Source organism: Rhizobium moroccans (genome assembly GCF_057559155.1).
The window spans coordinates 340,533-363,714 of record NZ_JBHFJG010000048.1 but is presented as its reverse complement, the minus strand read 5'-3'; the positions used below and the strand labels follow the sequence as shown (position 1 = coordinate 363,714).

Sequence of the window (23,182 nt, the reverse complement as noted above, 5' to 3'; positions counted from 1 at the left end):
CCCCCCCGCGCCCTTCTTCCCCGGCTATGACACGCTCGGCACGCTGCAGCACCTCATGGCGACCGGCAATGATTATAGCTGGTTCGTGCTGAACCAGAGCATCATCCGCAAGGAGTTCGCGCTTTCCGGCTCGGAGCAGAACCCGGATCTCACCGGCCGCGATTGGCGGCTTACCGCAAGGCGCGCGGTCGGCAGGCGCGCCACCGGCCCGGTGGAGGCTTTCAAGGAGCATGGCGAGGACTTCGTCATCGCCGATACGCTCGCCGAACTCGTCGCCGGCATGAACCGGCTTGTCGGCAACGACCTTTTGAAGCTTGCCGATATCGAGCGGGAAATCATCGCGCGGGACCGGGAGATCGCAAATCCCTTCAGCAAGGATGCGCAGGTGATGGGCATTCACAATGCGCGCCGCTCGCTCGGCGAAAAGCTGGTACGGACGGCAAAGCCGCATCGGATACTCGATCCCGCCCATGGACCATTGATCGCAGTGCGCCTCAACATCCTGACGCGCAAGACACTCGGCGGGCTGGAGACCGACCTCTCCGGCCGGGTTTTCGGTCACGATGGGAAGGTCATTCCCGGCCTCTATGCAGTGGGCGAGGCCGCGGGCTTCGGCGGCGGCGGCGTGCACGGTTATCGGGCGCTTGAAGGCACTTTCCTTGGCGGCTGCCTGTTCTCCGGCCGCAATGCCGGCAGGGCCGCGGCAAGCGCCATTCTCTGATCAGGGCTTGCCCTTCGTCCAGTTCACCTGCTGACCGTAGAGCGGGACCGTCGAGATCGCCATTTTGGCCGAGCCTTCAATGATCTGCCGCGAATGGGCGAGGTAGATCAGCGTGTCGTTCGCCTTGTCGTAGATGCGCTTCACCAGAAGATCCTTCCAGATCAGCGAACGGCCCTGGCGGAAGACTTCCTCGCCGCTCTTGGAAAGGTCGATATCGCCGATCTCCACTGGGCCGGTCTGGCGGCAGGAGATGGAACTGTTGGACGGGTCCTCGAACCAGTTGCCCTGTTTCAGGCGATCGATGATGGAGCGGTCGAAATAGGTGACATGGCAGGTCACGCCCTTCACTTGCGGATCGGCGACCGCCTCGACGATGATGTCGTTGCCGATCCAGTCCACGCCCACCTCGCCAACCACCTGAGCGGAGGCGGAAGCCGCGGAAAGCCCGGCGGCAAGGAAGGCCATGGCGGCCATAAAACGAAGTGCGGTCATGACAGGCTCCGATAAACGATCCGTGATCTCAGATAATGTCCGCCGAGACGGATGCAAGCAACAGCCGCGCTACTTCCGGACGGTACAGGGAGCGTAACCATCCGAAAACAGTCTGCCGACCTTCATGCCGATCATCGCCGGAACATCCCGCACATGGGAAGCCGCGACGGATTTCGCGATGGCAATTGCCGCCTCGGCGCAGATCGCGGCGTCCTCCGCAGCGTTGTGGTGCTTGAAGCGCAGGCCAAGATGATCCGCCAGAACATTGAGCTTGTGTGAGCCGAGATGCGGCCAGACCTTCTGGGCCATCTTGACGCTGCAGAGATAGGAAAGTTGCGGATAGCTTTGCCGGTAGGCATCGAGACAGGCACGCCAGACGCTGAAATCGAAGGCTGCGTTGTGTGCGATCATAGTGGCGTCGCGGAAGTCGTCGGCGAACTCGTCCATGACTTCCGGGAATTCGCCCGCGTCTTCGACATGCTCCGGCCGTATGCCATGGATGGCTATGTTGAAGGAGGAGAAACGCATGTCCCTGGGGCGGATGAGACGCTCCTCGACCCGCACGACCGCATTGTCCTCGATCCATGCCAAACCGACGGAACAGGCGCTGCCGCGCTGCTCGTTGGCTGTCTCGAAATCTATGGCAATGGTCTTCAAGGAACGTCCCGTCGAATATCGGTCCTTGTCTACAGAACCGGGATCGATTCGGCAAAGAGCGGTTTTCGACCTCCTTGACGCTCCGCCTCGCCTCTGGCCTTATGGCACCATGACCAGCTTCGCCGTCCACATGCATCTTACCATGACCATTCACCCTGCAGGGTGCGTGGCGGTTTTGGCGCGTTAGCCGGTCACCCGTCCACCAACCCTGCCGAGGCCGGCAGGGTTTACCGCTCTGCTTCGGCAAATCCCAAGGAGAGCAAGATGAGTGACAAACCACCCTCTTTACCCTTCGTCATCCGTGCCGCGCGGATTTCCGATATCGAGCAAATCACGGAGCTGCTGAACCTGCCCGGCTTTCGCCATGGGACGCTGCGGCTGCCGTATCAAACTGTAGAAACGACCCGCAAACGATTCGAAGCTGCCAATCCTCGGACCGTAAGCCTTGTTGCGGAACTGGACGGCCGGATCGTCGGAGACGCCGGGCTGATGCCCTATGAGGGACGCCGCAGCCACGCGGCGTCGGTGGGCATGGGCGTCCACGACGATTTCTGCGGTCGCGGCATCGGCAGCGCGCTTCTTTCGGCATTGTTGGAGACAGCCGACAACTGGCTGAACCTTCGCCGGGTCGAGCTGACGGTTTTCACGGATAACGAACCCGCAATCCGGCTCTACGAACGCTTGGGCTTCGTCAAGGAAGGTCAGTTTGCCGACTTCGCCTTCCGAGACGGACGCTATGTGGATGCCTACAGCATGGCGCGCATCAGACGCTGAGCCTCACCCGCCGATGAAGACCAGCCATTCGTCCTCGTCCATCACCTGCACGCCGAGCTCCCTCGCCTTGTCGAGCTTGGAGCCGGCGCCAGGGCCTGCCACGACATAATCGGTTTTCTTGGAGACCGATCCAGCCACCTTGGCACCCAGGCTTTCCGCGCGGGCCTTGGCCTCTTCGCGGGTGAATTTTTCGAGCGAGCCGGTGAACACCACGGTCTTGCCCGCGACCGGGCTGCCGCTTGCCGAAATCTGCTCGGCGGCCTGAGGCGTCACTTCCTCCAAAAGCCGTGAAATGACCTCGACATTGCGCGGCTCCTTGAAGAACTCGACGAGCGCCCGAGCGACCACCTCGCCGATCCCTTCGATATTGTTGAGGTCTTCCCATGCGTCGCCGGAGAAGTCGGCCGCTTCTTTCATCGCCGCTTCGAAAGCCTCGTAAGTGCCGTAAGCGCGAGCAAGCAGTTTCGCGTTGGTCTCGCCGATATGGCGGATGCCGAGCGCATAGATGAAGCGGTGGAGCGTGATGTTCCGCCGCTCGTCGATGGCACCGAACAGTTTCTTGACGCTCACCTTACCGAAGCCTTCGATATTCTCGAGCTTCGTCAGCTCCGATGCCTCCTGCCGCTTCTTCAGCGTGAATATCTCAGGCGCGGTCTTGATCGAAAGCGCCGGATCGGACGATTCGAAGAAGAAATCGATCTGCTTGGCGCCGAGCCCTTCGATATCGAAGGCGTTGCGCGAGACGAAATGCTTCAGGTGCTCGACGGCCTGCGCGCGGCAGACGAAGCCACCGGTGCAACGGGTAACCGAATCGAGCTTGCCGGTCTTCTCGTTCTTCTCCCGCACAGCATGGCTGCCGCAAACGGGGCACTTCTTCGGAAATTCGTAAGGGACGGCATCGGCCGGGCGCTTCTCCATCACCACGTCGAGCACCTGAGGAATGACATCCCCTGCCCGCTGCACGATCACCGTGTCGCCGATGCGGATGTCATGCTCGTCGTCACGGATGCGCTCGCCGGAATTGCCGATGCCCCTGATGTAATCCTCGTTGTGCAGCGTCGCATTGGTGACGACCACGCCGCCTACGGTCACCGGCGTCAGGCGCGCGACCGGCGTCAGGGCCCCGGTGCGGCCGACCTGGATGTCGATCTTCTCGACATGGGTGAACGCCTGCTCGGCCGGGAATTTATGCGCCGTCGCCCAGCGGGGCGAGCGTGAACGGAAGCCGAGCCGAGCCTGCAGGTCGAGCCGGTCGACCTTGTAGACGACGCCGTCGATCTCGTAGTCGAGATCGGGGCGTTTCAGCCCGATCTCGTTATAGTGGGCGATGATGTCATCGACCTTGTTCAACCGCTTCATCAGCGGGTTGACCGGGAAACCCCATTCCTCGAATTTCTCTACCATCCCCATCTGGGTATCGGCGGGCATCTCGGACATCTCACCCCAAGTGTAGGCGAAGAATTTCAGATTACGGCTGGCCGTAACCTTGGCGTCGAGCTGGCGCAGGGAACCAGCCGCGGTATTGCGCGGGTTCACATAGGTCTGCCTGCCTTCCGCTTCCATCTGAGCGTTGAGCGCCAGGAAGTCGCTCTTGCGCATATAGACCTCGCCGCGCACCTCGACGACATCCGGAGCGCCGGCAGGAAGCCGGTTCGGAATTTCCTTGATAGTCTTGACGTTCTCGGTGACGTTCTCGCCGGTAGTCCCGTCGCCGCGTGTCGCGGCATTCACGAGCCGGCCCTGCTCGTAGCGGATCGACATGGAAAGCCCATCGATCTTCGGCTCCGCGGTAAAGGCTATCGAACCGTCCGGGAGCTGACCGAGGAAGCGATAGACCGACGAGACGAAATCCCGCACATCCTCGTCCGAAAAGGTATTGTCCAGCGAAAGCATCGGCCGCGAATGCGTGATCGGCGCGAAGGTCGGCAAGGGCGCAGCACCCACTCGGATCGACGGACTGTCGGCGCGAATCAGGTGCGGAAAGCGCTTCTCGATCGCATCATTGCGCCGCTTCAGCGCATCATATTCCGCATCCGAAATCTCCGGCGCGTCGTTCCCGTGATAGAGCTCGTCATTTCGGGCGATCTCGGCGGCGAGGAAAGCCAGCTCCGCGGCTGCCTGTTCCTCTGTCAGGTTCTCGACGGGCGTTTGTTGGGCGGACATGCGAGCGACTCCTTCATAGAGGAGTCGCTTTTAGAGCAAATTGGAAAGATGGAAAATCCGGCCGTTCGTCAGTAACGGTCGATCAGCGGGCAGCCGGGCGCGTTGGCGAAGACGAGCCTGACATTTTCCTGGGTCTCGTAGTCGTAACCATCGACCATGACCCGACGCCTGCCTTCCCGGGCGATCTGCGCGTCGGAAATACCCATGCGTCTGGCAGTGCGCAACGCGCGGCGCGGGCTGCACCCCTCGTAGGCCATTTCGCGATCTTCGTAGCGGGGCCGAGGAGCCGGCCGGTATTCACGATAGTCATAGGCCGGCGGCTGGTCACCGAAGTAGAATTCCACTCCCTGTGCAGCAGCCTGCGATGGCAGCCCTATGCCTGCGGCAGCAAGCGATGCGATGCTGAAGATCATTGTGGTGCAGATTCTGGCCATGGCCATCTCCGTAAGCGAATAAGACGAGGTGCCGAACATAGGCAGGCGAACATGAACCGTGGCAAAACGGCCAGTTCATGTTCGTCTTCGAAGAATCGGAAAAAAATCAGACGCTGCCCGCCAGAAGCCGCTTGGCCGCCGCCCTCGCCTCCTCGGTGACGGAAGCGCCGGCGAGCATTCGGGCAATCTCTTCGGTGCGGTGCTCCGGCTCCATGGTCGCCACACGGGTGGCGATCTTCTCCGAGCCGTCCATTACCGGGCCCTTGGAAATCAGGAGATGCGTGGCGGCACGCGCCGCCACCTGCGGCGCGTGGGTCACGGAAAGCACCTGCACCTTGTCGGAAAGGCGCTTCAGCCGCTGACCGATCGCATCCGCGACGGCCCCGCCTACTCCGGTATCGATTTCGTCGAAAACAAGCGTCGGAGCCGAGCCGCGATCGGCAAGCGCCACCTTGAGCGCCAGCAGGAAGCGGGAGAGTTCGCCGCCTGAAGCCACCTTCATGATCGGGCCTGGGCGCGTGCCTGGGTTTGTCTGAACGTGGAACTCGACGGTGTCTATGCCCTCGGCCGCAGCGGCCTCCGGATCGCTCGTGACCTCCACCATGAACCGCGCCCGCTCGAGCTTGAGAGCCGGCAGCTCCGCCATCACCGATTCGGCAAGCGCATCTGCGCCATGGCGACGTTTCTGCGAAAGTGCGACGGCGGCCCGGTCATAATTCGCCTTGGCGGCGGCGGCCAGCTTTTCAAGTTCGCCAAGCTTTTCCTCGCCCGCATCGAGATCGGCGAGATCGGCAACCATCTTCTCCGCCAGCGCTGGCAGGTCAGCCACCGCGACCGAATATTTGCGTCCGGCGGCGCGTAGAGCAAAAAGGCGTTCCTCCACCCGTTCCAGTTCGCGCGGATCGAATTCTGTTTTTCGAAGCGCCGCCTCGACTTCCATCTGCGCGTTCGAAAGCTGGTTCAGCGCCGCGTCGAGAAGTTCGACCGTTTCTTCGAGCAGGCCCGGCGCCTCGTGGCTCTTGCGCTCCAGACGGCGCACCATGGAGGCGATGAGCGGAACGGGAGATGCGTTGCCGTTCAGGAATTCGGATGCCTCGGAAATGTCGCCGGCGATGCGCTCTGCCTTCTGCATGCGCGAGCGCTGCTCGGCCAACTCATCCTCTTCGCCGTCACGGGGGCTCAGTGCTTCCAGCTCCTCGACGGATGCACGCAGATAGTCCGCCTCGCGGGCGGCGGCCTCCACCTTGGCGCGGTGCACCTTGAAGGCTCTTTCCGCATCTTTCCAGGAACGATAGAGGCCCGAAACATGCTGGGCATCTTCACCGAGCCCGGCAAAGGCATCGAGCAAGGTCCGATGAGCATCGGTGTCGATCAGCGCCCGGTCGTCGTGCTGGCCGTGGATTTCCACAAGCGACTGCCCAGCCTGGCGCATGAGCTGCACGCTCACCGGCTGGTCATTGACCGAAGCGCGCGTGCGCCCATCGGCCGACTGGACGCGCCGGAAGATCAAGTCGCCGTCGTCGTCGATGCCGTTCTCCCGCAGAAGCAGCCGTGCGGCATGGCCCGGCGGAACGTCGAAGACCGCCGTCACCTGCCCCTTCTCCTCCCCGTGGCGAACGAGGCCGCCATCGCCGCGCCCGCCGAGGGCAAGCGAAAGACTGTCGAGAAGAATGGATTTGCCGGCGCCCGTTTCGCCGGTCAGTACCGAAAGGCCGGATTCGAAGGCAAGATCCAGCCGCTCGATCAGAACGATATCCCGGATCGACAACTGGATCAGCATGTTTCCTCGATCTTGGCTTATGCGCCGATGAGACGAGCCCCGGCACGCGAAATCCAGGAACCGCGGTTCTCACGTGGCTCTACGCCGCCGGTCTGCAGAAGCTTGTAGGAATCCGCATACCACTGGCTGTCCGGATAGTTGCGCCCGAGAATGGCAGCAGCCGTCTGCGCCTCCTCGACGATGCCCATCGCAAAATAGGCTTCCGTCAGACGAGCCAGGGCCTCTTCCACCTGATTGGTATTGGAATACTGCTCGACCACGGTGCGGAAACGCGTAATCGCGGCGAGGTATTCCTTGCGCTCAAGATAATAGCGGCCGACCTGCATTTCCTTGCCGGCGAGCTGGTCGCGAGCGAATCGGATCTTGGCCTGCGCGTCCTCGACATATTCCGAATCCGGATAGTCGTTGACGACCTTGCTCATCGCTTCGATGGTGCGGCCGGCAGCGCGCTGGTCCTGCGTCACGTCAGCGATCTGCTTGGAATAGGAAAGCCCGACGAGATACTGCACATAGGCAGTATCCTTGGATTGCGGATATTGGGCCAGATAACGGTTACCGGTCTTGATGGCCTCGTCGTTCTGGCCGAGCCGGTACTTGCTGAAAGTGCTCATCACCAGAGCCTTGCGCGCCCATTCGGTGAACGGATGCTGCCGGTCGATGGAGTCGAACTTGCGGCTCGCTTCGGCGATGTTGCCCGCCTTCATATTGGCGAGACCCTGGTTATACAGGGTTTCCGGCGGATCGCTTTCAAAGCCGAGCTTGGTGATGTCGATGTCCTTGTCGGACTGGCACGCGGTCACGCCGAAACCGGCGCCCATGAGCATCAGCGAAACGAGCGCCAACCGCGCCGTTCCACGCATTCCAGCAGACCTTGCATAAGTCATTCGATACTTCCCGCTCGTCCCGCGCTTAAAAGCCCTCTGCTCTAGCCATAAAAGCAAAGAGAGAGCAACGCAATGATGGCGCATTAACGCAATTTTGTGGCATTCGTAACCCTTTGAGGCCTCAAATGGCTACATCCAAATACTTCCACACAAAAGAAAAGGCCGCTTCCGGGGAAGCGGCCAGGTCTACTGCGGCGAAACTTATCAACCCGCCCAGGGGGCGAATTCCGGCATGCTGACCGGCACGAACTCCCCTGCCCGCACACGCTGGCTGCGCGACGGAGCCTCGACCACCTCGTAAGCGGTCGGGTCGCTCAGCAGCGCCTTCAATGCATTGGCGTTCATCTTGTGGCCGCCGCGATAGGAACGGTAGCAGCCGATGAACTGCGCGCCGGCAAGTGCCAGGTCGCCGACGGCATCGAGCGTCTTATGACGCACGAATTCGTCCTCGAAACGCAGGCCTTCGATGTTGACGACCGTATCGTCGTCGGAGATCACGACGGAATTCTCAAGCGAAGAGCCGAGCGCATAGCCGGCTGCCCACAGGCGCTCGACATCACGCATGAAGCCGAAGGTACGGGCGCGGGCCAGTTCCTGCTTGAAGGTTGCCGCCGTCAGGTCACCCTTCCACGTCTGCCGGCCGATCAGCGGGGACGCAAAATCGATCTCCACCTCGAAACGGGTGCCGTCATAGGGACGGAACTCCGACCAGGATGCGCCCGATTCGATACGCACCGGCTTCACGACGCGAATGTAGCGCCGCTTGATGCCGAGATTGACGATTCCGACCTGCTCGATCGCCTCGATAAAGGGATGGGAACTGCCGTCCATGATCGGCATTTCGCCGCCATCTACCTCCACGACGACATTGTCGATGCCGAGCGAATAGAGGGCGGCCATCACGTGCTCGATGGTCGCAACCGAGCGAGCCAGCGAAGTGCCCAATACGGTGCAAAGATCGGTGTTGCCCACCTGCGAGGAAACCGCGCGATATTCGGCGACGCTGCCATCTTCGAAGTTACGGCTGAAGACGATGCCGGTACCGGCTTCCGCAGGCTGGAAGGTAATGCCGACGGAGCTTCCCGAATGAACGCCGATTCCCGTCAAGGTGACAGGTGCGGCGATTGTCGTCTGGAAACCAAGTAGTCCGATGGTCATTACTTACTGCCTTCTTTTTGCCGGCCCGAGAGCCGGAATTCTTGTCACCCGGTAATCACCCCAATCTGAGGACTTGCTTTTCCGGGCCCTTTTTCAGGCTCCTACATACGCACCCGCTTCGGACATTCCAAATCACTGTTCGTTTCGGATTGTAACGTTGCTAACCCACGAAGCCGGCTTTGCTTTTCGGCGTGGGCGAAAGCTTCAATGACAAAGGCCCGGATACGTGATCCGGGCCTTTGCGCAATAGCGGAGAAGACGTTTCTCAGTTCGACTGGCGGCGCAGGAACGCCGGGATTTCGAGCTGGTCGTCATCGTGATGGCTGGCCGCCCGCGGAACCGCCCGGCCCTGATCGTCGAGCTGGCCGCGACGAGGAGCGTAAAGGCTCGCTTCCGGAGAAAGCGACCGGCGTTGCTGGGAGGCGGCGCTCGGAGCCGGAGCAGTCATGTCGGCGTTGACCGGCTCGTCCTCGCGGCGTCCGAGCGAATTCGTGATTCGCTTCAGGAGGCCCATCGGACCACGCTCTTCCTGAACATGCTGCACGGGATGAGCGCGATGCTCCATCTCAGCCTTAACCACCGGCGGGAAGTCCTCCACCTTCGGCATGCGGACCGGCTCCACGACCTGCGAGACAGGAGCCGTAGCTTGCTCATGATACGGCTGAGCCATCCGCGGAGCCGGCTGCGCCTGCATGTGATGAGCCTGAGCAACGGAAGGCTGCGGTGCCGGACGGTTCATGACCGGAGCCGGTGCGGGAGCTTCGGCCGGAGCCGCGGCAGCGAAGATCCGGCTTTGCGGACGGAACTCTTGCTGCGGCTGCTGCATGACGGGCTGCGGTGCGGCAGGCTGAGATGCTGCGGCGATGGCAAGCTCCCGTTCCATGTCGGCCTCTGCCTGACGGATGGTTTCGGCAATCGGGTCGACGGTCTTGGGTGCCTGCGTCATCGTTGCAGGCTGCACTGCGGCCGATGCCGGAGCAACGGCCGCGGAAGGACGGATAATCGGCTTGGCGGCCGCACGCATTTCCATCGCGTGGAGATCGTTTTGGCTGGCGTTGCGATCGATGCCGGTTGCAACGACGGAGACGCGGATCAGGCCTTCGAGCGCCTCGTCGAAGGTCGCGCCGAGGATGATGTTGGCATCCGGGTCGACTTCTTCGCGGATACGGGTCGCGGCTTCGTCGACTTCGAAGAGGGTGAGGTCGCGACCGCCGGTGATGGAGATCAGCAGGCCCTGAGCGCCCTTCATCGAGGTTTCGTCGAGCAGCGGGTTGGCGATTGCGGCTTCCGCGGCCTGCAGCGCACGGCCCTGGCCGGATGCTTCGCCGGTACCCATCATCGCGCGGCCCATTTCACGCATCACCGAGCGAACGTCGGCGAAGTCGAGGTTGATGAGGCCTTCCTTGACCATGAGGTCGGTGATGCAGGCGACGCCCGAATAGAGCACCTGGTCCGCCATCGCGAAGGCATCCGCGAAGGTGGTCTTGTCGTTGGCGATACGGAAGAGGTTCTGGTTCGGAATGACGATCAGCGTATCGACCGACTTCTGCAGTTCCTGAATACCCTCTTCGGCGAGACGCATGCGGCGGCCGCCTTCGAAGTGGAAAGGCTTTGTAACGACGCCGACCGTCAGAATGCCCTTGTTCCGGGCCGCCTGCGCAACGACCGGAGCCGCGCCCGTGCCGGTGCCGCCGCCCATGCCGGCGGTGACGAAGCACATGTGCGTGCCGGAGAGGTGATCGATGATCTCATCGAGGCATTCTTCGGCTGCAGCGCGGCCGACTTCCGGCTGGGAGCCGGCGCCGAGACCCTCGGTAACCTGCACGCCCATCTGAATGATGCGCTCGGCCTTCGTCATGCTGAGCGCCTGAGCATCCGTGTTGGCGACGACGAAATCGACGCCCTCAAGGCCTGCGGTGATCATGTTGTTGACGGCGTTCCCGCCGCCACCGCCGACGCCGAAAACGGTGATCCGTGGCTTCAGCTCGGTAATATCAGGCTTCTGCAGCTTGATGGTCATGTTACCAGTTCCTTCTTTTTTCTGGCCGCGTCGCCAATCGGGCCAATTCGTTCAACTCTTCTCTGACGTCCGAACGCCACTCCGGCACGTCAAAAACTCTCTTTCAGCCATTGGCCCATGCGAGCCAGCCGGCCGTTCCCGTTGCCGAGCGAGGCGATGAGCCCGCTCTGCGAAGCATGTGTTTCCAGTTCCGCGACCTGCGGATAGATCATCAGCCCGACGGCCGTCGAAAACGCCGGCCCCTTGGCGGCAGCCGGAAGACCCGAGACGCCCATCGGACGGCCGATTCGGACATTGCGGGCCAAAATCCTGCGGGAGGTTTCCGCAAGGCCGGTCAACTGGCTCGCTCCTCCGGTCAGCACCACGCGCTTGCCGACGATCGGGCTGAAACCCGACTTCTGGATGCGGTCGCGAATGAGCTCCAGCGTTTCCTCGATGCGGGCACGAACGATCCGCGTCACCAGCGACCGCGGAACCTGGGTCGGCTGATCGCGATCGTCCTCGCCGATCGGCGGAATGGAGATCAGGTCGCGCTCGTCCGCACCGGCGGAAAGCGCCGAACCATGAACGACCTTCAGACGCTCCGCATCCTCGATGCGGGTCGACAGGCCGCGCGCGAGATCGGTCGTCACGTGGTGACCACCAAGACCGATGGCGTCGGTGTGAACGAGCCGGCCTTCTGCAAAGACCGAGATCGTCGTCGTTCCGGCACCCATGTCGATCGCCGCGCAGCCAAGCTCGACTTCGTCATCCACGAGTGCCGCAAGCCCGCTTGCGTAAGGCGTGGCCACGATGCCCTCGACCGAGAGATGCGCACGGTTGACGCAGAGCTCCAGGTTCTTGAGCATGGCCTGTTCGGCCGTCACCACATGCATGTCTACGCCCAGGATATCGCCGAACATCGACTGCGGATCGCGAATGCCGCGCTCGCCGTCGAGAGAAAAGCCGGTCGGCAGCGAATGCAGTATCGCACGCTCCTGGCGGCGCGACTGCTGGCTGGCGGCCACCAATACCTTGCGCAGGTCGGCCGCTTCGACCTCCTGTCCGCCGAGATCGATAGTGGCGGTGTAGACGTCGCTCGCCAGACGGCCGGCCGAAACATTGACGATGAGACTGTCGACGGTGAGCCCGGCCATGCGCTCGGCGGTGTCCACCGCCAGCCGCACGACGCCTTCCACCGCATCGAGGTCAGCGATCACGCCGGACTTCACGCCCCGCGAACGCTGGTGCCCGATGCCGATGATCTCGACGCTATGCGTGCGACCGGGCAGGATTTCGCTTTCCTGGCGCGGCGTCAGCCGACCGATCATGCAGACGATCTTGCTCGAGCCGATATCGAGTACGGAGACCACGTGGCTGCGCTTGGAAGACAGCGGCTTCAAGCGCGGCAGACCGAAATGGGAAGACCCGAAAAGGCTCATGACTGCCCCGCCTTCTTGAGTGCCTTGGTACGCGCGTCGAGCGCCTGCTTGCGCCGCTCGTCGGCACTCGCCGTCAACTGCACGGTCGTGCGGTCGTCGAGCCTGAGATCCACGGCCGCGATATCACGCTCCAGAACCCCCTGCTCCGCCTCCAGGCGGGAGAGAACGGCAAGCGCCTTGTGGATGTTGCTTTCCGGCAGCTTCAGGACGATGCCGTTGTCGAGATGCAGATCCCAACGGCGGCCGGCGACGCGAACATAGGCGCGCACCCGCTGCCTGATTTCCGGCCACCCGGCCAGCTCCTCCTCGAAGGAGGCCGCAGCCTGCTCCGCATCGCGGCCGACGAAAAGCGGCAGGGAAGCGAACTTGCTGTCCCGCAGCGGCGCGATCACGCTGCCATTGCGCTCGATCAGCGAAAGCTCGGAGCCGTGCTGCCAGATCCCGAACGCCTGACGCTCCTTGAGGGTGACCTCGATGGTCCTGGGATAAACCTTGCGAACCTCCGCATACTCTACCCAGGGAAGCTCCGAAAGCTTGCGGCGCGCAGCCTCGACATCGAGAGCCAGCAGCGACGTCGTGCCGTCGAGCCCGAGAAGCTGGAGAATATCGATCTCCGAAGTCTCGTTGTTGCCGGAAACCCGAACGTCTTCGATGGCGAACCCGGCCGAAGCGGTCAAAGCCTGAGCAACAGACTGACCATGCCCGCCGACCGACATGCCATAGAGACCAGTCGCGCCGAGAAAGGCAAACGTGGCAACGGTTCCGGTATGCGCCGGGATATGGATGCGGCCAGTCGCGAGGCTGACACAGAAGCGAACGACGCGACGCAGCGGACGCGGCAGAACCCGACGATCCTCACCACCCACATAGGCCTCTCGATTACGGCTGCGCGGTCCGCCCGCCCTTTTGCCGATCAACGCAAGCACGACGCGTCCTCCACCATCCAACGGACAAGTTCACCAAAGGAGTGGCCAGCATGAGCGGCCATTTCAGGCACCAGCGACGTCGGGGTCATGCCGGGCTGCGTATTAATCTCCAGCCAAATGACCTCACCACTCTCGGAGAAACGGTCGTCGTAGCGGAAATCGGAGCGGCTCACGCCCCGGCAACCCATCGCCTGATGCGCCTTGAGAGCCAGTGTTTGTATCTTTTGGTAAATATTCGGTGAAATCTGCGCCGGAATGACATGCTTCGAGCCACCCGCCGCGTATTTCGCATCGTAATCGTAGAAGGCGTTGCCGACCGGCACCACCTCGGTGACACCGAGCGCCACGTCACCCATGACGCCGCAGGTCAACTCGCGCCCATAGATGTAGCGCTCGACAAGGACGCGATCGCCGTAGCGCCACTCCGACGAGGTAATGACCTGCGGCGGATGAGACTGATCTTCCTTGACGATCACGACGCCGAAGGAAGACCCCTCCCGGACCGGCTTCACCACATAGGGAGGCTTTATCGGATGGGTATTGCCGATATCGAAGCGGCTCATCGCCTTGGCCTCAGCAACCGGAACACCCGCCGCCCTGGCAACATGTTTCGCCTGATGCTTGTCCATGGCGAGCGCCGAGGCGAGCACGCCGGAATGCGTATAAGGAATTTCGAGATATTCGAGGATGCCCTGGATCGTCCCGTCCTCTCCGAAAGGACCATGCAGCGCATTGAACGCGACATCCGGCTTCAGTTCGGAAAGAACCGCCGCAACGTCGCGACCGACATCGACGCGGGTGACGCGATAACCTTCTTCCTCCAGCGCCTTTGCGCAGGCATTTCCCGATGACAGGCTGACGGGCCGCTCGGAGGAAAAGCCTCCCATCAAAACAGCCACATGCTTGTCAGTCATCGATCACTCCCCGAGAAAAAAGGACCACGCTTGTACGCTGCCGCTCTTGCGTCAACCTGTCCGGAGATTGCGATTCCCGCCGCCCTTCAGACATGGCTGCATTAGTGCCCGAATATGGTTAACAAATCGTTTACCTTGGTTAACCACGCACCCGAAGCCAATGAAATGAAAGGGCAAATTCCGCACCGTTCAGACGAGACCTTAAATGGGAACCGCCAGGAGCGGTCGAATCCCTCAAGGCAGGGCCCGCGCATGTGCCGGAGCGATTCCTGACACGATCGCGCGCTTTTTCTTTTCTCTTATTGCGTCTTTTCTATTTTGGTTTTCGAAAAATTGCGCTATGGCCGACCCGGCCCTCCCAAGAGCCGCCTACAATCCCTCTTAATTGGATACAGCGATGACCAATGCGATACCGACAGTATCGCCGTCCGCTGAGCCGTTAGAACCTGTTGCATTGAACTCCCCTGCACGAGTCCTGACGGCCAGTCTGGTCGGCACGACGATCGAATTTTTCGATTTCTATGTTTACGCCACGGCCGCAGTGCTGGTTTTCCCGACCCTGTTCTTCCCGAACAGTGACCCGACCACCGCACTTCTCGCCTCCTTCGCGACATTCTCGATCGCTTTCTTCGCCCGCCCGCTCGGCGCGATCGTCTTCGGGCACTTCGGCGACCGCATCGGTCGCAAGACGACACTCGTGGCCGCCCTGCTCACCATGGGTATTTCCACGGTCGTGATCGGCCTTCTGCCGTCCTATGAGACGATCGGCGTGGCCGCGCCTCTGCTTCTGGCGCTTTGCCGGTTCGGTCAGGGCTTCGGCCTCGGCGGAGAATGGGGCGGCGCAGTTCTGCTCGCCACGGAGAACGCACCTCCCGGCAAGCGGAGCTGGTACGGCATGTTCCCGCAGCTCGGCGCGCCGGTCGGCCTCTTCCTCTCCTCGGGTATGTTCTGGGTGCTGCTGCACTTCATGTCGCAGGAAGCGCTTCTGAGCTGGGGCTGGCGCGTGCCCTTCCTGGCCTCCATCCTCCTGATCGTGCTTGGCCTGTGGGTCCGGCTTTCGATCACCGAAACGCCGGCCTTCCAGAAGACGATCGACAGGCAGGAGCGCGTGGAAGTGCCGGTCGCGGAACTCTTCCGCAATCACAAGCGCAGCCTCGTGCTCGGCACTTTCGTGGCGCTCGCCACCTTCGTGCTCTTCTATATCGGTTCGGCCTATCTGCTCTCCTACAACGTCAAGATATTGCAGATGCCGTTCATCGAGGCGCTCGAGGTCCAGATCCTCGGCTCCATCGTCTTCGGCATCTTCATCCCCATCATCGGCAAGCTGGGCGATCGCTTCGGCCGTCGCGAGATGCTGATTCTCACGACCGTCCTGATCGGCATCTTCTCGTTCTTCCTGCCGGGGCTGATGACTGGCGGTGAAGCATCGATCTTCGCCTTCTCGGCGCTCGCCATGCTGCTGATGGGTATGACCTACGGCCTGATCGGGACGGCGCTCGCCGCACCTTTCCCCACCGCCGTGCGCTATACCGGCTCGTCGATCACCTTCAACTTCGCCGGCATCTTCGGCGCCTCGCTGGCGCCCTATGTCGCCACCTGGCTGCAGGCGAATTACGGCATGACCTATGTAGGCTATTATCTCGGCCTTTCGGCGGTCATCACGCTCGCCTGCATCCTGCTCTCCGGCAAGGACGAAGTCTAACTCAAAGCCGGATTCAAGATAAAAGAAAAGCCCGCGAAACCATTGGTATCGCGGGCTTTTTTCTTTAAGCGGAGCGCCTTCTTCAAGCGGAGCGTGGAGCCCCGGTAACCTTCGCAGCCGCCACTTCTTCGCTATCATCCACCAGTTTCCAAGCCACCGCGCCGAGCACCGCACCGACGATCGGCGCAACCCAGAACAGCCAAAGCTGGCCGAGCGCCCAGCCTCCGGCAACCACCGCCACACCGGTCGACCGAGCCGGATTGACGGAGGTGTTGGTGACCGGGATCGAGATCAGATGGATCAGCGTCAAAGCGAGGCCGATCGCGATCGGAGCAAAGCCGGCCGGAACCCTGGAGCCCGTAGCCCCGAGGATGATGAAGATGAAGAAGCCTGTAAGGACTACTTCCGCCACCAGCGCGGAGGTCAATGAATAGCCACCGGGCGAATGTTCGCCATAGCCATTGGACGCAAAACCGCCGAGCTGGAAATCGGCCTTACCCGAAGCGATCAGGTAGAGCACGAAAGCTGCGACCACAGCCCCCACCACCTGGGCGATGATGTAGGGTACGAGGCTAGCTGCCGGAAATCTGCCGGCCACCGTCAGACCGACCGATACCGCAGGATTGAAATGACCACCGGAAATGCCGCCGACGGCATAGGCCATGGTCAGGACTGTGAGGCCGAAAGCCAGGGATACGCCTACAAAACCGATACCCAGATCGGGATAGGCGGCGGCCAAGACGGCGCTCCCGCATCCCCCGAATACAAGCCAGAATGTACCAAAGAACTCAGCAGAAAGCTTCTTAAACATCGAGAACCCCCACATAGTGTGCCCCTCCGGCTCACGCCGGGGAGAGGGCACGAGTCGTCACTGCCTCATGACTATGCAACAAGATTGACGAAATGCAACTTGGACAGGCAGCGGGTGGCTTTCGGCGAAGCGGAAACTTGGAAAAGTGCTAAGGAGTTTCGTTAAGAAACCCCGGCAACGAACTGATTCGATTCATCTAAGAATTATCGATGCCCCGGTAACCGAGGCATCGGCAGCGTTACTTATTCGCTGGTCGCGCCCTGGAACGGCTTCACTTCACGCCCCGGCATGAAGATACCGAGTCGCCTGATCTCCCATTCGAGCTTGATTCCCGAATGTTCGAAGACGCGCTGGCGCACCGTCTCCCCGAGATATTCGAGATCGTAACCGGTGGCGTACCCGATATTGATCATGAAGTTGCAGTGAAGCGAGGACATCTGCGCTCCACCGCTCATGAGCCCGCGCCCGCCAGCTTCGTCGATGAGCTTCCAGGCAGAATGGCCCTCTGGATTCTTGAAGGTCGAACCGCCGGTCTTTTCCTTGATTGGCTGCACCGTTTCGCGATGTTGACGGACAGCATCCATATCAGCGCGGATCTTTGCACGATCTTCGGGATAGCCCTCGAAGACCGCATGGGTGAAAATCATGTCCGTGGCAGCCGAGGAATGGCGATAGCTATAGCCCATGTCGGCGTTGGTGAGCACATGCTTGTTGCCCTTGCGGTCGACCGCATGGACCTCGACGACCCGTTGGGAGGTCTCGCCGCCGTTGGCACCGGCATTCATGCGCAGCGCTCCGCCGATCGATCCGGGAATGCCGTAGTAGAATGCGAACCCGCCGATACCATTGTCCATCGCCATGGCGGCAATGTGCTTGTCGGGGCAGATCGCACCCGCCTGGATGCGGTTCTCGCCGGCGAGATCGACCTGGCCGAACCCCTTGGCGGAAAGCCGCAGGACCACACCCGGAATACCACCGTCGCGAACCAGCAGGTTGGAGCCGACGCCCACGACCGTCAGCGGTACGTCTTTGGGAAGAATTTTGAGAAAAGCGACGAGGTCATCGACGTCGTGCGGCTGGAACATCAGCTCCGCAAGGCCGCCCGCCTGGAACCAGGTCACGCGATCCATGGGAGCGTCCGGCGTCAGACGTCCACGCAATTCCTTGACGCCTTCTCCAAGCGACGCCAGCAGTTTTTCCCCGTTCACCTGTTTCATTCTCACTGTCCCGAAATACTTTCCAGTTCCCTTGGCAATGCCGCCGCCCACTGCGTGATATTGCCAGCCCCCAGAAGAACCACGAAATCACCCGGTTCCGCAATGCCTGATACAATCGATGCGAGTTCCGCCGGAGAGGATATATATCGCACATCGCGATGACCGCCCGATCGGATACGCGTGACCAGCGCTTCGGAATTGGCGCCTTCGATCGGCTCCTCGCCGGCCGCATATACCGGCGCCAGTATGATGCTATCGGCATCATTGAAGCAATTGGCAAAATCCTCGAACAGGCTCGCGAGGCGCGTATAGCGATGCGGCTGGTGCACCGCGATGACGCGGCCCTGGCAGGCTTCGCGTGCTGCTTTCAGCACCGCTTTGATCTCTACCGGATGATGGCCGTAGTCGTCGAATACCTGGACGCCGTTCCAGCTTCCCGTGAGCGTGAAACGCCTTTTGACACCGCTGAAGGCGGCAAGCCCCTTGCGAATGCTTTCTTCCGGAATACCGAGCCGATTGGCGACAGCGATCGCCGCCGTGGCATTGGAAATGTTGTGCCGGCCGGGCATCGGCAGTTTCAGGTCACTGAATTTGAAGACCTCGCCCGTGCGGCGGCGGCGTATTTCCACATCGAAGATCGAGAGCGTTCCCTCCATGCGGACGTTGGAGAAGCGCACATCCGCCTGCGGATTTTCTCCATAGGTGATGATCTTGCGATCCTCGATACGTCCGACGAGCGCCTGTACCTCGGGATGATCGAGGCAGAGCACGCCGAAGCCGTAGAAAGGCACGTTCTCGACGAATTGCCGGAAGGCCGCTCGCACCGCATCGAAATTTCCGTAATGGTCCAGATGTTCGGGGTCGATATTGGTGACGACCGCGACATCCGCGGGCAGCTTCAGGAAGGTGCCGTCCGATTCGTCGGCTTCCACCACCATCCACTCGCCCTCGCCCATGCGGGCATTGGTGCCGTACGCATTGATGATGCCGCCATTGATGACGGTCGGGTCGAGCCCGCCTGCCTCCAACAGCGCACCCACCATCGAGGTGGTGGTCGTCTTGCCGTGCGTGCCGCCGATGGCGATCGCATTGCGGAAGCGCATCAGTTCGGCGAGCATTTCGGCGCGACGGACGATCGGCAGCGATTTTTCACGCGCGGCGACGAGTTCCGGATTATTCTTCTTGATGGCGGTCGAGACGACGACCACTTCCGCATCGCCCAGGTTTTCCGCCTGATGTCCCACGAAGACCGGAATGCCCTTGTCGCGCAGTCGCTGCACGTTGGCGCCGTCGGCCTGGTCCGATCCCTGCACGCGGTGGCCGAGATTGTGCAGCACTTCGGCAATGCCGCTCATGCCGATCCCGCCGATGCCGATGAAATGGACGAGCCCGATGGCCTTCGGCAGCTTCATGCATGTACTCCTTTGATAACTGAAATCGGCTTACGCTCGGCAATAGCCACAACCATGTCCGCCAGCAAGCCCGTCGCGTCGGGTCGCCCTGCCTGCTTTGCCGCGGCCGCCATCTTTTCGAGACGTTCCGGGTCTTTCATGGCCGCCGAGATCATCGCGGCAAGCCGATCCGGAGAAAGATCGGATTGCGCCACAACTTCGGCACCTCCGGTCGCGACAAGCGCCGCCGCATTGGCCGCCTGATCATGATCGAGCGCGTAAGGATAAGGAACGAGAATGGCGGGGCGGCCAATCACCGAGATCTCCGACACCGTCGAGGCCCCGGAGCGGCAGACCACCAGATGCGTCGCCGCAAGACGTTCTGCCATGTCGGTGAAGAAGGACGACACTTCCGCCGGCGCCTGCAGCTTGGCGAAGCAGGAATTCACCCGGTCTGCATCCTCCGGCCGTGCCTGCTGCGTAACCACGAGACGCTTGCGCTCCGGCTCCGCAAGCAGGCTGAGCGCCGTCGGCACGGCGGAGGAGAAGAACTGCGCACCCTGGCTGCCACCGAAGACGACGAGCCGGAACGGCTCATCCCCGCGTGATGGCGCATAGGGTGTCTTTGCTGCCTCCAGCACGGCGGGACGTACAGGATTGCCGGTGGTGACGGTCTTGGCTGCATAGGGCCCGGTGTTTTCCGGGAGGAACCCGCCGGCGATCGCCTGCACCTTGCCGGCCAAAGCCTTGTTCGCCCGGCCCATCACCGCATTCTGCTCGTGGAGCATCGACGGAACGCCCATGGAGGTCGCCGCCATCAGCGGCGGCACCGTCGGATAGCCGCCGAAACCGACCACGGCGACAGGCTTCAGGCGCCCGATCAGCCGGCGCGCGACGCGCAGCCCCGTCCAGAGCTTCCAACCGGTCCGAAGCAGCGCGACCGGATTCTTCGACGCGAGCGTCGCCGACGGCACGACATGGATTTCGTCCGCCGGAAACTTGCCGGCAAAACGTTCCGCACGGCTGTCCGTGACGAGGTGAACGGAATAACCCCGCGCCCTGAGCTCGTGCCCTAGGGCCTCGGCGGGAAATACATGGCCGCCGGTGCCACCGGCGGCAAGCAGGATGATGCCTTTGGTCATTGTTCCTTTACTCCGCCGGAACACCGTGGCCGACGCGGAAAAGGCTCCGCTCTTGGGCCCGTTTTTCGGGGCGGTGACGCGTCAGCGCGAGAATGAATCCGGCCGTCACGCAGATCGCGATCATGGACGAGCCGCCGTAGGAGATCAGCGGCAAGGTCATGCCCTTGGCAGGCATAAGCTCCAGGTTGACGCCGATATTGATCATCGATTGCATGCCGATCTGCAACACCAGGCCCGCGACCGCGAAGCGGTTGAAGTCATCGCGCTCCTTGAAGGCGTGATTGAGGCCGCGAAGCACGATGAAGGCGAAAATCGCCACCAGCGCCATGCAGAAGACGATACCGAACTCCTCCGCGGCCACGGAGAATATGAAGTCCGTATGGCTGTCCGGCAGGATGCGCTTGACGACGCCTTCGCCCGGTCCCTGCCCGAACCAGTCTCCCCGGATGATGGCGTCGCGCGCCGTCTCCACCTGGAAGCGATCGCCTTCGCCGGTCAGGAACTTGTCGAAACGGGAGGTCACGTGCGGCAGCATGTAGTAAGCCGCGAGAAGACCGCCGGCCCCGAAGCCGCCGAGCACCACGATCCAAAGCCAGGGCATGCCGGCCATGAAGAACATGCCTCCCCAGACCACGCTCGTCAGAATGGTCTGGCCGAGGTCCGGCTGGGCGACCAGCAGGGCAGCGACGATGCCGAAGAGGATGATGGCGAAGAGATTGCCGGGAATTTCCGGTTGCCGCGCATGCTCGGCGAAAAGCCAGGCGCAGACCACCACGAAAGCGGGTTTCATGAATTCCGATGGCTGAATGGAAAAGCTGCCGATCGAGATCCAGCGCCGCGATCCCTTGACCTCGACGCCGAAGAACAGCGCCAGCACCATCATGCTGATGGAGACGATCAGCAGGATGATCGCCGCTCGCCGCACCTGCCGGGGCGACATGAAGGAAAGGCCGATCATCACCACCAGCGACGGTATCACAAAAACGGCATGCCGCTCGACGAAGTGGAAGCTATCGAGGCCGAGCCTTTCGGCAACCGGCGGAGAGGCCGCGAAGGAAAGCATGAAGCCGAGCCCCATGAGCAGCACGAAGGCGGCGAGAAAGAAACGGTCGATCGTCCAGAACCAGTCTGCGAGCGGCCCACGGTCTGCGCGGCTTACCATCTGTCAGTTCCCCTTTCCCGTCTCGATCAGCATCGTGACACCGTCCAGGCCTGCGACATGCTTGACGAAGGCATCGCCACGCACTTCGAAATTCTTGTACTGATCGAAGCTCGCGCAGGCCGGCGACAACATGACGGCAGAAGCCTCGCCGTTACTCTCCGCATCCGCGGCCGCATGAGCAACGGCGCGTTCAAGCGTACCGGATATCTCGTAAGAAACCGTTTCGCCGAGCGTTGCTGCAAAGGCCGGCGCAGCCTCCCCGATCAGATAAGCCTTGACGATACGTGGAAAGAGTGGAGCGAGGCTTGCGATCCCGCCCTCCTTCGGCAACCCACCGGCAATCCAGTAGATGCGGTCATAGCTGGAAAGTGCCGGGGCTGCAGCATCGGCATTGGTGGCCTTGGAATCGTTGACGAAGACGACATGGCCGCGCCGACCGACAGGTTGCATGCGGTGCTTCAATCCGGGGAAGGATTTCAGTCCAGCGCGAATGTCCTCCGCGGAGACGCCGACGGCAAGGCAGGCTGCGATCGCCGCAGCGGCATTCTGAGCATTATGGCCGCCCTTGAGGGTCTGGATGCCATCGAGATCGATGAAAAGCGAAGACGTTCCGCCATGCGCCTCGATGATCCGGCTGCCTTCCGCATAGAGCCCTTCGGCGGTCACGTTGCGTTTCGAAATCCGCCGGACCGGCACGCCGGCACGCTCGATGCGGTCGGCGATCAGCGCCGAGTAGCTGTCATCCACCCCGATGACGGCCGTCGCGCTGCCTGCAACCAGCCGCTCCTTGATGTCCGCGTAATGCTGCATGGTTCCATGGCGGTCGAGATGGTCGGGCGTCAGGTTGAGCAGGATGCCGGCGGTGGGATTCAGCGTCGGCGCAAGATCGATCTGATAAGAGGAGCACTCGACCACGAAATAGCGCTCCGCCTTCGGCGGATCGAGGGTCAGGATGGCGGTGCCGATATTGCCGCCGAGCTGCGTGTCTCGCCCGCTCGATTTCAGGATATGGGCGATCAGGGCAGTGGTCGTGGATTTCCCATTCGTGCCGGTGATCGCGATGAACGGGCAATAGGGCGCATGCGCCCGGCGCTCGCGCACGAAAAGCTCCACGTCGCCGATGATTTCGACGCCCGCGGCGCGCGCCAGGTCGACACTCCAATGCGGCTTGGGATGAGTGAGTGGCACGCCGGGAGAGAGCACGAAGGCGGCCATGGCCGGCCAGTCGATGGTGCGAAGATCCGCGGTCCCGATCCCCTCGCCCGCCGCCTTGGCGACGCTGTCCGGATTGTCGTCCCAGGCGACCACTACGGCTCCGCCTGCAACCAGCGCCTTGGCAGTGGCAAGGCCGGAACCGCCGAGCCCGAAGAGAGCGACTTTCCTGTCCTTGAATGTCGTGACCGGGATCATCGC

The 23,182-nt window shown here is 61.9% G+C and carries 20 protein-coding genes; 3 read left to right on the top strand and 17 right to left on the bottom strand.

Annotated features, from left to right (window positions below):
• The coding region (locus ACE04I_RS24485) for an FAD-binding protein (protein WP_487207663.1) at positions 1–721 on the top strand (721 nt) is incomplete at its 5' end.
• Here ACE04I_RS24485 and ACE04I_RS24480 read toward each other — a convergent pair.
• Both ACE04I_RS24480 and ACE04I_RS24475 read right to left on the bottom strand, forming a co-directional pair.
• A complete protein-coding gene (locus tag ACE04I_RS24480; RefSeq protein WP_046795205.1) occupies positions 722–1,213 on the bottom strand; it encodes a CreA family protein in 492 nt (163 codons plus the stop codon).
• A 69-nt stretch (positions 1,214–1,282) separates the two neighbouring features.
• Positions 1,283–1,870 carry a 3'-5' exonuclease gene (locus ACE04I_RS24475; protein WP_046795206.1) on the bottom strand — a complete coding sequence of 196 codons (588 nt, stop codon included), beginning with the start codon at positions 1,868–1,870 and terminating at the stop codon, positions 1,283–1,285.
• Between the two features lie 264 nt (positions 1,871–2,134).
• Here ACE04I_RS24475 and ACE04I_RS24470 point away from each other — a divergent pair, with 264 nt between their 5' ends.
• Complete coding sequence (locus ACE04I_RS24470) at positions 2,135–2,644, top strand: GNAT family N-acetyltransferase (protein WP_046795207.1); 510 nt, start codon at positions 2,135–2,137, stop codon at positions 2,642–2,644.
• A 3-nt stretch (positions 2,645–2,647) separates the two neighbouring features.
• Here the strand turns inward: ACE04I_RS24470 and ligA are convergent, their stop codons facing one another.
• From ligA to ACE04I_RS24425, 9 genes are all read right to left on the bottom strand, one after another.
• The gene (gene ligA / locus ACE04I_RS24465; RefSeq protein ID WP_046795208.1) at positions 2,648–4,807 is read right to left on the bottom strand and encodes an NAD-dependent DNA ligase LigA; all 2,160 of its coding nucleotides are present in this window, start codon (positions 4,805–4,807) and stop codon (positions 2,648–2,650) included.
• 68 nt (positions 4,808–4,875) lie between these two features.
• The gene (locus ACE04I_RS24460; protein WP_137326501.1) at positions 4,876–5,241 is read right to left on the bottom strand and encodes a hypothetical protein; all 366 of its coding nucleotides are present in this window, start codon (positions 5,239–5,241) and stop codon (positions 4,876–4,878) included.
• 106 nt (positions 5,242–5,347) lie between these two features.
• On the bottom strand, positions 5,348–7,021 hold the full coding sequence (gene recN, locus ACE04I_RS24455) for a DNA repair protein RecN (protein ID WP_046795209.1): 1,674 nt from the start codon (positions 7,019–7,021) through the stop codon (positions 5,348–5,350).
• 17 nt (positions 7,022–7,038) lie between these two features.
• Positions 7,039–7,905, bottom strand: a complete 867-nt coding sequence (locus tag ACE04I_RS24450) for an outer membrane protein assembly factor BamD (RefSeq protein WP_082118372.1) — start codon at positions 7,903–7,905, stop codon at positions 7,039–7,041.
• Between the two features lie 204 nt (positions 7,906–8,109).
• Positions 8,110–9,063: a UDP-3-O-acyl-N-acetylglucosamine deacetylase gene (lpxC, locus tag ACE04I_RS24445; protein ID WP_046795211.1), complete on the bottom strand. Its 954-nt coding sequence runs from the start codon at positions 9,061–9,063 to the stop codon at positions 8,110–8,112.
• Between the two features lie 265 nt (positions 9,064–9,328).
• On the bottom strand, positions 9,329–11,083 hold the full coding sequence (gene ftsZ, locus ACE04I_RS24440; RefSeq protein ID WP_046795212.1) for a cell division protein FtsZ: 1,755 nt from the start codon (positions 11,081–11,083) through the stop codon (positions 9,329–9,331).
• An 89-nt stretch (positions 11,084–11,172) separates the two neighbouring features.
• Complete coding sequence (ftsA, locus tag ACE04I_RS24435) at positions 11,173–12,504, bottom strand: cell division protein FtsA (RefSeq protein WP_046795213.1); 1,332 nt, start codon at positions 12,502–12,504, stop codon at positions 11,173–11,175.
• Positions 12,501–13,430, bottom strand: a complete 930-nt coding sequence (locus ACE04I_RS24430) for a cell division protein FtsQ/DivIB (protein WP_046795214.1) — start codon at positions 13,428–13,430, stop codon at positions 12,501–12,503. Before ACE04I_RS24430 ends, ftsA begins: the two co-directional genes overlap by 4 nt.
• Positions 13,418–14,344: a D-alanine--D-alanine ligase gene (locus ACE04I_RS24425; RefSeq protein WP_046795215.1), complete on the bottom strand. Its 927-nt coding sequence runs from the start codon at positions 14,342–14,344 to the stop codon at positions 13,418–13,420. Before ACE04I_RS24425 ends, ACE04I_RS24430 begins: the two co-directional genes overlap by 13 nt.
• Positions 14,345–14,741: 397 nt before the next feature.
• Here ACE04I_RS24425 and ACE04I_RS24420 point away from each other — a divergent pair, with 397 nt between their 5' ends.
• Positions 14,742–16,046 carry an MFS transporter gene (locus tag ACE04I_RS24420; RefSeq protein ID WP_046795216.1) on the top strand — a complete coding sequence of 435 codons (1,305 nt, stop codon included), beginning with the start codon at positions 14,742–14,744 and terminating at the stop codon, positions 16,044–16,046.
• A gap of 82 nt (positions 16,047–16,128) precedes the next feature.
• Here ACE04I_RS24420 and aqpZ read toward each other — a convergent pair whose 3' ends face one another.
• From aqpZ to murD, 6 genes are all read right to left on the bottom strand, one after another.
• Positions 16,129–16,857: an aquaporin Z gene (aqpZ, locus tag ACE04I_RS24415; protein ID WP_487207662.1), complete on the bottom strand. Its 729-nt coding sequence runs from the start codon at positions 16,855–16,857 to the stop codon at positions 16,129–16,131.
• Positions 16,858–17,099: 242 nt separating this feature from the next.
• Positions 17,100–18,074, bottom strand: a complete 975-nt coding sequence (gene murB / locus ACE04I_RS24410; protein WP_046795217.1) for a UDP-N-acetylmuramate dehydrogenase — start codon at positions 18,072–18,074, stop codon at positions 17,100–17,102.
• A 2-nt stretch (positions 18,075–18,076) separates the two neighbouring features.
• Entirely contained in the window at positions 18,077–19,486 is a 1,410-nt protein-coding gene (gene murC, locus ACE04I_RS24405; RefSeq protein WP_046795218.1) for a UDP-N-acetylmuramate--L-alanine ligase, read from the bottom strand.
• On the bottom strand, positions 19,483–20,607 hold the full coding sequence (gene murG / locus ACE04I_RS24400; RefSeq protein WP_046795219.1) for an undecaprenyldiphospho-muramoylpentapeptide beta-N-acetylglucosaminyltransferase: 1,125 nt from the start codon (positions 20,605–20,607) through the stop codon (positions 19,483–19,485). Before murG ends, murC begins: the two co-directional genes overlap by 4 nt.
• A gap of 7 nt (positions 20,608–20,614) precedes the next feature.
• Positions 20,615–21,769, bottom strand: a complete 1,155-nt coding sequence (gene ftsW, locus ACE04I_RS24395; protein ID WP_046795220.1) for a putative lipid II flippase FtsW — start codon at positions 21,767–21,769, stop codon at positions 20,615–20,617.
• Between the two features lie 3 nt (positions 21,770–21,772).
• Positions 21,773–23,179 carry a UDP-N-acetylmuramoyl-L-alanine--D-glutamate ligase gene (gene murD, locus ACE04I_RS24390; protein WP_046795221.1) on the bottom strand — a complete coding sequence of 469 codons (1,407 nt, stop codon included), beginning with the start codon at positions 23,177–23,179 and terminating at the stop codon, positions 21,773–21,775.
• Between the last annotated feature and the right edge of the window lie 3 nt (positions 23,180–23,182).

What these genes read in the sequence shown, in the direction of transcription:
- ACE04I_RS24470 (WP_046795207.1), top strand. Translation starts at nt 2,135, where the DNA reads ATGAGTGACAAACCACCCTCTTTACCCTTCGTCATCCGTGCCGCGCGG.
- ACE04I_RS24480 (WP_046795205.1), bottom strand. Translation starts at nt 1,213, where the DNA reads ATGACCGCACTTCGTTTTATGGCCGCCATGGCCTTCCTTGCCGCCGGG.
- aqpZ (WP_487207662.1), bottom strand. Translation starts at nt 16,857, where the DNA reads ATGTTTAAGAAGCTTTCTGCTGAGTTCTTTGGTACATTCTGGCTTGTA.
- murD (WP_046795221.1), bottom strand. Translation starts at nt 23,179, where the DNA reads ATGATCCCGGTCACGACATTCAAGGACAGGAAAGTCGCTCTCTTCGGG.
- murC (WP_046795218.1), bottom strand. Translation starts at nt 19,486, where the DNA reads ATGAAGCTGCCGAAGGCCATCGGGCTCGTCCATTTCATCGGCATCGGC.
- murG (WP_046795219.1), bottom strand. Translation starts at nt 20,607, where the DNA reads ATGACCAAAGGCATCATCCTGCTTGCCGCCGGTGGCACCGGCGGCCAT.
- murB (WP_046795217.1), bottom strand. Translation starts at nt 18,074, where the DNA reads ATGAAACAGGTGAACGGGGAAAAACTGCTGGCGTCGCTTGGAGAAGGC.
- ACE04I_RS24460 (WP_137326501.1), bottom strand. Translation starts at nt 5,241, where the DNA reads ATGGCCAGAATCTGCACCACAATGATCTTCAGCATCGCATCGCTTGCT.
- ftsZ (WP_046795212.1), bottom strand. Translation starts at nt 11,083, where the DNA reads ATGACCATCAAGCTGCAGAAGCCTGATATTACCGAGCTGAAGCCACGG.
- lpxC (WP_046795211.1), bottom strand. Translation starts at nt 9,063, where the DNA reads ATGACCATCGGACTACTTGGTTTCCAGACGACAATCGCCGCACCTGTC.
- ligA (WP_046795208.1), bottom strand. Translation starts at nt 4,807, where the DNA reads ATGTCCGCCCAACAAACGCCCGTCGAGAACCTGACAGAGGAACAGGCA.
- ACE04I_RS24450 (WP_082118372.1), bottom strand. Translation starts at nt 7,905, where the DNA reads ATGACTTATGCAAGGTCTGCTGGAATGCGTGGAACGGCGCGGTTGGCG.
- ftsA (WP_046795213.1), bottom strand. Translation starts at nt 12,504, where the DNA reads ATGAGCCTTTTCGGGTCTTCCCATTTCGGTCTGCCGCGCTTGAAGCCG.
- ACE04I_RS24420 (WP_046795216.1), top strand. Translation starts at nt 14,742, where the DNA reads ATGACCAATGCGATACCGACAGTATCGCCGTCCGCTGAGCCGTTAGAA.
- ACE04I_RS24425 (WP_046795215.1), bottom strand. Translation starts at nt 14,344, where the DNA reads ATGACTGACAAGCATGTGGCTGTTTTGATGGGAGGCTTTTCCTCCGAG.
- recN (WP_046795209.1), bottom strand. Translation starts at nt 7,021, where the DNA reads ATGCTGATCCAGTTGTCGATCCGGGATATCGTTCTGATCGAGCGGCTG.
- ftsW (WP_046795220.1), bottom strand. Translation starts at nt 21,769, where the DNA reads ATGGTAAGCCGCGCAGACCGTGGGCCGCTCGCAGACTGGTTCTGGACG.